The 9,153-nt window shown below is 45.4% G+C and carries 3 protein-coding genes and 1 pseudogene; 1 reads left to right on the top strand and 3 read right to left on the bottom strand.

What is annotated here, in order from left to right; translation table 11 throughout:
• Positions 1 to 437 (top strand): Maf family protein (locus KBY68_RS12150; RefSeq protein WP_255097453.1); only part of this gene is annotated, 437 nt, incomplete at its 5' end.
• Here the strand turns inward: KBY68_RS12150 and KBY68_RS12145 are convergent.
• The 3 genes and pseudogenes from KBY68_RS12145 to KBY68_RS12130 all read right to left on the bottom strand — a co-directional run.
• Positions 438 to 8,294 (bottom strand): YadA-like family protein, encoded by a 7,857-nt coding sequence (locus KBY68_RS12145; RefSeq protein ID WP_261345866.1) that lies wholly within the window; start codon positions 8,292 to 8,294, stop codon positions 438 to 440.
• A 275-nt stretch (positions 8,295 to 8,569) separates the two neighbouring features.
• Entirely contained in the window at positions 8,570 to 8,869 is a 300-nt protein-coding gene (locus KBY68_RS12135) for a hypothetical protein (RefSeq protein WP_255097450.1), read from the bottom strand.
• 110 nt (positions 8,870 to 8,979) lie between these two features.
• Positions 8,980 to 9,153, bottom strand: a pseudogene (locus KBY68_RS12130) (photosystem II reaction center protein CP43); the annotation flags it as partial.

Below are 9,153 nucleotides of genomic sequence, written 5' to 3'. Positions count from 1 at the left end.
AGGATTTAGCAATTGCAAAAGCCAAGGCTGTGGCCCATGCCATCTCAATCGAGGGCATAAGTGCAGGTTTAGGCATCTTGGCCTGCGATTCAATGTTTGAATTTGATGGTGAGGTGTTTGGTAAACCAAAAGATCCAGCTGATGCCATTAGCCGCTGGCAGCGCATGGCCGGCGGCTGGGGGGTGTTGCATACGGGCCATTGCTGGCTGGCAGCTGATGGGGCTGAATATGGCGAGATTGTTAGCACAAGATTGCAATTTGCAGCCGTTGGCGAAGCAGAAATCAAAGCCTATGTAGCTACTGGCGAACCATTGAACTGTGCCGGCTGTTTTGCACTTGAGGGTCGAGGTGGCTTGATGATTGAACGGATTGATGGTTGTTTTAGCAATGTGATTGGGCTCAGCTTGCCATTATTGCGCCACTGGTTGATGAAATAATCATAGGGATTTTGCAAACCGTTTAAGAAGCATTTCAATGGTTTTTTGTTGATCGTTCATTTGCTTTTTCAGCTGAGAAACAAGGACGCTTAATTCATTCTGGCGGGCATCTTTTTCGTTTAGTAATTCAGTGAGAATTTTAATTTTATCGTTGGCAGAAGAGTTTGATTCGCCAGATCTTAGTTTGACAATTTCCCTTTCTAATTCACTTAAGCGTTGCCTCAGGCGCTCAACATCTGAGTTGCTTGAATTTGAAGTGGCAATCAATGCGGGGTTGATAATAGTAGGTGAAGAAGTTTTAGCAAAAATTAAATCGCCTGCTTTTTGATCCGGTGGAGGGGTTGGGTTGATTAGATTTATATCACCTGAAGAATTTGTGCCGTTGCCGAATTCCATTAAGCTTGAGCCTTTATTAATTCCTGGGATTTCAGATAATTGTTGTTGCTTTTGTGAAGATGGAGGCCCGCCAAAACCAATCGAAAAACCTAGTCTGCCCATGGCACCTCCAGCAACTGAAGTTGTTTGACTCATTGCAACGCCGCCATTGAAATACAAACGATCAGCCATCCGAGCTGCACAACCAAGAGATCCTGCAAATTGACCTCCATATGTACCTGTTCCGATCCCGCATCGCAGGGATTCATCTGGTAAAAGTGTTGAGGATGGCAATGAACCCAAAGCGGCACTTAACGCACCAACGGAGCCAATAGAATTAATTAGTTCATTAACATTAAATGAACTTGTGCCTAAAGTTCCCCAGTTGTCTGAAGTTACAAATTTTTTCTCGCCACCATTTTGATAAGCACTTCCAATAAAAGAACCTCCTGGTGACAAACCTGGGAGAGTATAGGGAGACCAAGTACTTCCTAAAGCCACTTGATATGGCCTAGTGGCAACTGATTGGAAACCTAATGCTGTTGAAGCAGGTGCTAATGCGTGTGAACTAGTTCCTATTGCAGTGGCAGAAGGTGCAATTGCACGGGCAGATGTGCCAATTGCAATGCTATTGGTTGAAAGTGCTTTAGATGAAACACCGAATGCAAGAACATTGGTGCCATCAGCATACGAGCTAGTGCCAATAGCAACTGAATTACTATAATAACCAGTTGCATATGCTCCAACACCAATTGCGAGCGTGTTAACCCCTTCGGCTGTGGAGCTGGTTCCAATTGCAGTGGAATTAATCCCTATTGCAACAGAATTAGTGCCTATGGCAGAAACATTTGTTCCATTACTTGCTGAGTTTGTACCAATTGAATAAGCATTTGTGCCGTATGAGTTAGCATTTGCGCCAAATGCAACTGTATTTACGCCATTGGCAGATGCGCTTGTACCGAAAGCCATTGCATTATCAAGTTTTGCCTTGGATTTAACCCCCATTGCAATGCCATTAGCAGTATCAGACCCAGTGGTACTAAAGCTTCCAAAAGCCATGGAATTTTTGCCACGGGCTAGAGAATTAGTACCAAATGCAGTTGCATTATCTGTTAGGGCAACCTGCGAGTTTGTGCCATAGGCAAAGCTGTTAGGAGCACCAAAAGCACTTGAATCAGTACCGTATACAAATGCCCAAGGAGAAAAGTCAACTCTTGCGCCATCTCCGGTTACAGATGAATTTACGGATGTACCAGAAGTATAAGATCCATCACCAAGGGCAAAGGAATCGTCCCCTTGAGCATTTGCTTTAACGCCAAAAGCAAATGCATTATTACCATTAGCAACGGCATTGATTCCGAATGCAAAGGAATTGTACCCATTTGCATCAGAGCCAACTCCTAAGGCTGTTGAGTTTGTACCAAGCGCTTTGGCATTAACTCCAAATGCCATTGAATTGACGCCATTTGCATCTGCAATAACACCGAATGCAATTGAATTAGTACCAATAGATCGTGATTGTGTGGAAATTGCAGCCGCATTCACTCCTTGGGCAATTGCATTAAATCCAAATGCCAGCGCACGCTCGCCAGAGGCAAGGGCAAGGCTACCAATTGCTGTGCCAAAATTGCTATCAGCTACAGATTTATATCCAAATGCCATTGTTTGAAGTGCATTAGCAACTGAATCTGTGCCTAATGCTGTTGATTGAATACCTGAAGCTAATGCATTTGTGCCGATAGCAACGGTGTCTAAAGCAAGTGCTTTGGATCTAGTGCCGATAGCAACGGCAGAGGTGGAATTTGCAACGGCATAAGAACCAGCAGCTTGACTATCTAAACCAGTAGCGCGTGCATCGGTACCAAAAGCAATTGAATTAATACCATTAGCAATTGATCGAGTACCTGTGGCAATAGCATCTAAAGCGGTAGCAGAAGCAGCACTACCAATTGCCAAACTATTAATGGCGGTAGCCTGAGCGCTATCACCCATTGCTTGGCTATCTAATGCAGTAGCGCGTGCATCGGTGCCAAAAGCGATGGAATTAATACCATTAGCAATTGAACGAGTACCTGTGGCAATAGCATCTAAAGCGGTAGCAGAAGCAGCACTACCAATCGCCAAACTATTGATGGCGGTAGCTTGAGCGCTATCACCCATAGCTTGGCTATCTAATGCGCTAGAGAGTGCATCAGTGCCAAAGGCGATGGAATTAATACCATTAGCAAATGAACGAGTACCAGTGGCGATGGCATCTAAAGCAGTGGCAGAAGCGGCACTACCGATCGCTAAACTATTAGTTGCAGTTGCCTTAGCGCTATCACCCATTGCTTGGCTATCTAATGCGGTAGAGAGTGCATCGGTGCCAAAGGCGATGGAATTAACGCCATTAGCAAATGAACGAGTACCAGTAGCGATGGCATCTAAAGCAGTGGCAGAAGCGGAACTACCGATTGCCAAACTATTGGTTGCAGTTGCCTTAGCGCTGTAACCCATCGCTTGGCTATCTAATCCAGTAGAGAGTGCATCGGTGCCAAAGGCGATGGAATTAACGCCATTAGCAAATGAGCGAGTACCAGTGGCGATGGCATCTAAAGCGGTAGCAGAAGCGGAACTACCGATTGCCAAACTATTGGTTGCAGTTGCCTTAGCGCTGTAACCTACTGCTTGGCTATCTAATGCGGTAGCACGTGCATCGGTGCCAAAGGCAATTGAATTAATACCATTAGCAATTGAGCGAGTACCAGTGGCTGTTGCATCATTAGCAGTGGCAGAAGCAGAACTACCGATCGCCAAACTATTGGTTGCAGTTGCCTGAGCGCTATCACCCATTGCTTGGCTATCTAATGCGGTAGCACGTGCATCAGTGCCAAAGGCGATGGAATTAACGCCATTAGCAATAGAACCAGTACCAGTGGCTGTTGCATCATTAGCAGTTGCACTTGAGTTTGTGCCTACGCTAAGTGCATTTAAGCCAGTTGCTAAGCTGCTAACACCGATTGCTTGAGCATTGTTTTTATTGGCAATTGCAGCGCTTCCGATGGCTTGTGAATCAGTTCCATTTGCAAATGCAGTAGTGCCGATAGCTAAAGCATTTGTTGCTAAAGAATATGCACTAAAACCTATGGCAGTTGTGCTAAAAGCGGATGCAATTGTATTGGAACCAAAAGCTATGGCATATGAATTTGTAGCTTGGGCGCCAGAACCAATGGCCATGGCAGAAAGTGATGTTGCATCTGCGTTAACACCAGATGCAAAAGAATCAACTCCGGTAGCTTGAGCATTTGATCCAAATGCTTGAGAATTTGTATTAGTAGCGAAGGAACTAGTGCCAGCGGCAAAACTATCAAAGCCATTGGCAAAAGATTGAGCACCAAGGGCAACAGAATTAGTATTAAGAGCTTTAGCATTTAATCCTAAGGCATACGCACTGTTACCATTAGCAAGTGAGTTGGTTCCTATTGCAGCTGAATCAGCAGCAGAGGCTTGTGAATTTAAGCCAATTGCAAATGAAGCAACACCAGCTGCGGCTGCATTTGTACCAAGAGCCATTGAGTAATTAGCGGCGGCATTAGCTTGAAAACCAGCTGAGTAGGAGTCGATAGCTGATGCTTTGGCGAGGGAGCCTAATGCCATTGAATTTGAACCAGATGCATTTGCTTGATAACCAGCAGCGTATGCACCAAATGCAGAAGCTTTAGATGATGTACCAAGAGCCATGGAATTTTCTGCAGTAGCAGCAGCAAAGAAGCCAGCAGCAAAAGAATCAGTGCTATTCGCAATTGTATTTGTACCAAGTGCTATTGCATTAATACCGCTTGCTAATGCATTAAAGCCAGCAGCAATTGCTTGATTAGCTAACGCATTGGCATAACCACCCAATGCGATAGCACCATCCCCCAGTGCTTTACTGCAGGATCCAGCGGCAAAGGATCTTGCATTGGTTGCCAAAGCATTGATACCAATAGCAGTTGAATTAGAACCTAGGGATTGAGAATTACTGCCCATGGCAATTGATTGATTACCAGAAGCAATTGCGTAGGCGCCATAGGCAATAGCGCCAAGATTAGTGGCTTGAGCACCAGCGCCAGACGCAATAGCAGCTGCGGCGTTAGCTATTGAACCGGTGCCAGTGGCCATAGCATTTACTGCCGTTGCTAAAGCCCCTGATCCATAAGCCAAACTATTTGTGTTTGATGCAATCGAAAACATGCCAAGTGCCATTGCATCAATTCCAGTAGCAGAAGCTGATAGGCCTGCTGCAAATGCACCATTACTTGTTGCTTTTGTGTTGGTGCCAAGGGCCATTGCATTTACGGCAGTGGCTTGAGAAGCAGTACCCAAAGCTAATGAATTGGTTTGAGTTGCAATGGCAAATGCACCTGCTGCGAATGAATCAGTTGCAAGGGCTTGGGCATTCATCCCTAACGCAAGCGCAACATTGCCGGTAGCTTGTGCTGCTAACCCAACGGCAAGTGCTGCTTCGCTAGTTGCTCGCGCATTTCTACCAATTGCGGTTGCGTTAGCAGCTGTTGCTTGAGCGCCAACTCCAAAAGCCATTGTGTAGTTAGCTACTGCTTGAGCACCCGCACCAAAGGAAAGTGAACCAATTGAATTAGAAATTGCTTCAGTGCCTATTGCAACTGTATTTTCAGCAGTTGCTTGAGAAAGAACACCCATTGCGGTTGCATTATTTCCATTGGCAAACGAGGAGGCAGCAATAGCTACAGCGTTTATTCCCGAGGCAGTTGCATTTACCCCAAAAGCTTGTGAGTTTGCTTGAGAAGCCGTTGCGTTAACACCTATAGCAATACTGTTAGCACCTGATGCTCTCGCGTTAGAGGCAATCGCAGTTGAATTTATACCACTAGCATTAGCAGTGGTGCCAAATGCCATAGCGCTTTCAGCTGTTGCACTGGCGTATACACCAAGAGCAACGGCATTGTTACCAGAAGCAAGAGCGTTAGAGGCAATCGCAGTTGAATTAATGCCATTAGCTTGTGCGTAGGTACCTAATGCCATGGCTTGGCTGCCGGATGCTTGGGCGCATACACCAATTGCGATGCTGTCTGTTCCAGAAGCAAATGCGCTTACAGCTATTGCGGTGGCATTAAGGCCCGAGGCTCTTGTTGATACACCAACTGCTAATGAATTAGTACCAGAAGCATTAGCTTGAAATGCTATTGCAGTTGAATTAATTCCGTAAGCAACAGCGTTGGTTCCAAAAGCAATTGAATTATCAAATTGAGCGAATGAATTCACACCAATTGCCATTGAAGCAGTTCCGTTAGCAAAAGAATTAACTCCTATGGCTAGGGAATCATTTCCATTCGCTCTTGCTGCTGCTCCAATTGCACCTGAATTAATGCCACATGCTTGTGCAGATGAGCCTATAACAAATGAATTTGTTTGGGTTGCATTTGCGTTTGCCCCGAAGGCTAAGGAGTTAGTACCACTGGCTGAAGCGTTGGTACCAACGGCAATGGCATTTGTTCCAATAGCTTTTGCGTTAACACCAAAAGCCGAAGCATCTTGCCCGGAAGCGAGAGCATTTGTTCCTAAAGCAAATGAGCTGGTATTAGTAGCACAAGCTCCAACACCAATAGCCATTGCATTGGCACCTTGAGTATTAGCTTGATAACCGATTGCACCGGCACCATTGCCGTTTGCAATTGCACCAGCACCTAAAACAAAAGAGTTGGCACATGAAGCAATTGAATAGGCACCAATAGCAATTGAATTAACACCAGAAGCAGCAGATGAATAACCGAGGGCAAGTGCACCTTCTGCAGATGCATTAGCAGATGAACCAAGTGCAGTGGCGTATTCGGCTGTTGAAGATGAACTTGAACCAAGTGCAGTGGCGTATTCGGCTGTTGAAGATGAACTTGAGCCAATTGCAACTGCACCTTCTGCAGAAGCATTTGCATTTGGTGCAGAAACATTTGCATTTGTGCCAATAGCTATTGCATTTTCACTGGATGCAGTGGTATTAGTGCCAATACTTATTGCATCACTACCAGTTGCATTTGTCTGACTGCCAATAGCTACCGCTCCCTTCTTATTTGCTAGAGCGTTATCACCTACGGCAATTGTGCTATCTCCAATTGCTTTGACGGTATTTCCAAGGGCGATCTGGTTGATTCCCCCTGAGGTCGAAGCATTGTTACCAATCGCCATCGAACCTGCACTACCTCCAGCTCCAGCACCATTGCCAATGGCAATAGCACCTCCAGCTCCACCAGTTCCAGCAGCATTTCCAATAGCAATGTCACCTGCAGCGCCACCAGTTGCAGCAGCATTTCCAATGGCAATGTTAGTTGCACCGATACCAGTTACAGCAAGATTGCCAATGGCAATGTTAGCTGCACCGCCGCCATTAGCTGCTAAATTGCCCATAGCAATAGCTCCACTTGCGTATAAATTAGTTGCACGAGTACCAATAGAAATATTATAAAACCCACCTGCCGATGCCTCGCTGCCAATGGCAATGGCTTCTATACCAGCTGCATTTGCAGCATTACCAATACCGATAGCAGCAGCACCAGCAGAAGCCGCTACATCGCCAATAGCAATAGATTCAGTACCAGCACTTGCAACGGTATTGCCGATTGCGATAGATGAAGCACCAGCGGATGCAGCTGCATTACCGATCGCGATAGAAGTAGCGCCAGCAGAAGCCGCTTTATCGCCAATAGCAATAGATTCAGTTCCAGCACTTGCAACTTCATTACCTATTGCAACTGATTGAGCGCCCACGGATTCAGCTTCATTACCGATCGCGATAGATTCAGTTCCAGCACTTGCAACTTCATTACCTATTGCAACTGATTGAGCGCCCACGGATTCAGCTTCATTACCGATCGCGATAGCAGCAGCACCAGCTGCAGCCGCTTCATCGCCGATAGCAACAGATTCAGTTCCAGCAGAAGTTATTAAGTTTCCGATAGCAACAGCTTGAGCTCCATCAACTGCAACTTGATTACCTATAGCAACTGTTTGATCACCTGCACTCTGTACGACATTACCAATAGAAATCGTTCCAGCACCAGTTGCACTCGTGCCAGTTCCAAGAGCTGTTGCTCCAATACCATTTGCGATGCTTTGGTTGCCAGCTGCGTAAGAGCCAACAACGGCTTCTGATCCACAGGTTGTGGTTGCAAAAACACCTTCGCTGGTGAAAGTATACGTACCATCCATTGTTAATGTATACGAACCATCTCCAACAATTGTTGTACTAGCCTCCGAGGTGAAAACATATTCAGAGCCACCAGCAATAACAAATCCCCCTGCACCATCAATTGTAATATCACCGACGCCTACGCAAGCGATTCCACCACATGCCGCAGTAAAGGTTCCTCCAACCTGTACGGTGGCTCCTCCTGTTCCTGTTATTGAAAGTGGGCTGCCTCCGCCTGTTATGTTTAAACCGGCACCTGCTGTTGTAATGCTAAGCGGAGTGCCACCTCCGGCAAAAACCAAAGGGGATCCCCCTCCCGCGTAAGTAAAACTAGTTAGTGGGTTTGGGGTGCAAAGGCCTATTTGCGCTAAAGCTGACGAATTATTAGTTAACAAGAATATGCCAGTACCTAAAACGAATTTACCAACTAATTTTTTTCTCATTCCACTCTCTAAATGAATTATCTCAGTTTTACAATACTTAGTTGTTACGTCAAGTGTTGGATGCGGTTTTTTTAATCTTTATTATAGATGCACGTGTTGGCGAGCGCTTTAAAGGTTCTTAGGTAAATAATCTGCTAATTATTTTCAGCAGCAGTAATAATTTCTTTTTCTAGGCTTTTGAGGCCCAGTTCTGCAAGTGCCAACATCTCCCTTTGTTGGCCAATTAACCGTATATCAGCAAGATAAATAACTAGCAGTTTCCTTGCCCTACCACTTAGATCAGAGCTCTTGTATATCTTGCCTTGTATGTTGATTTCAGCTGGTAACTGATCAGCTGCTTGTGCCCATACTTCTGAGGCGGATTCATTTATTTTGATATCTGATTCTGTTGCTTCAATTGATGCTTTTTCTGTAAAGTCTCTTTGTGATGTCATTAGATAAAACTAATTTTGTTGGATCTATTTTACTTTAGCACAATTATTGCCCGCAACAATAAGCCCCCGCATTTCTGCGAGGGCTAGAGATATTGATTGATTGATAAATATCAATCCAAATCTGGCATTGCCAGCACTGGTTCGGCCTTGCGGTCGATTCCTTTTTCAAAGCCAGCGGCTGCCGCCCTAGCACGACCTGCATGCCAGAGGTGACCAACAAGAAAGAAGAAGGCAAGAATGAATTGAACGGATGCAAGCCACTGGCGGATATTTACAAAGTTCAC

Source organism: Synechococcus lacustris Maggiore-St4-Slac (assembly GCF_024345595.1).
Classification (GTDB): domain Bacteria; phylum Cyanobacteriota; class Cyanobacteriia; order PCC-6307; family Cyanobiaceae; genus Synechococcus_D; species Synechococcus_D lacustris.
Note: the sequence above shows the minus strand (reverse complement) of the source record. Positions and strands in the feature narration are given on the sequence as shown.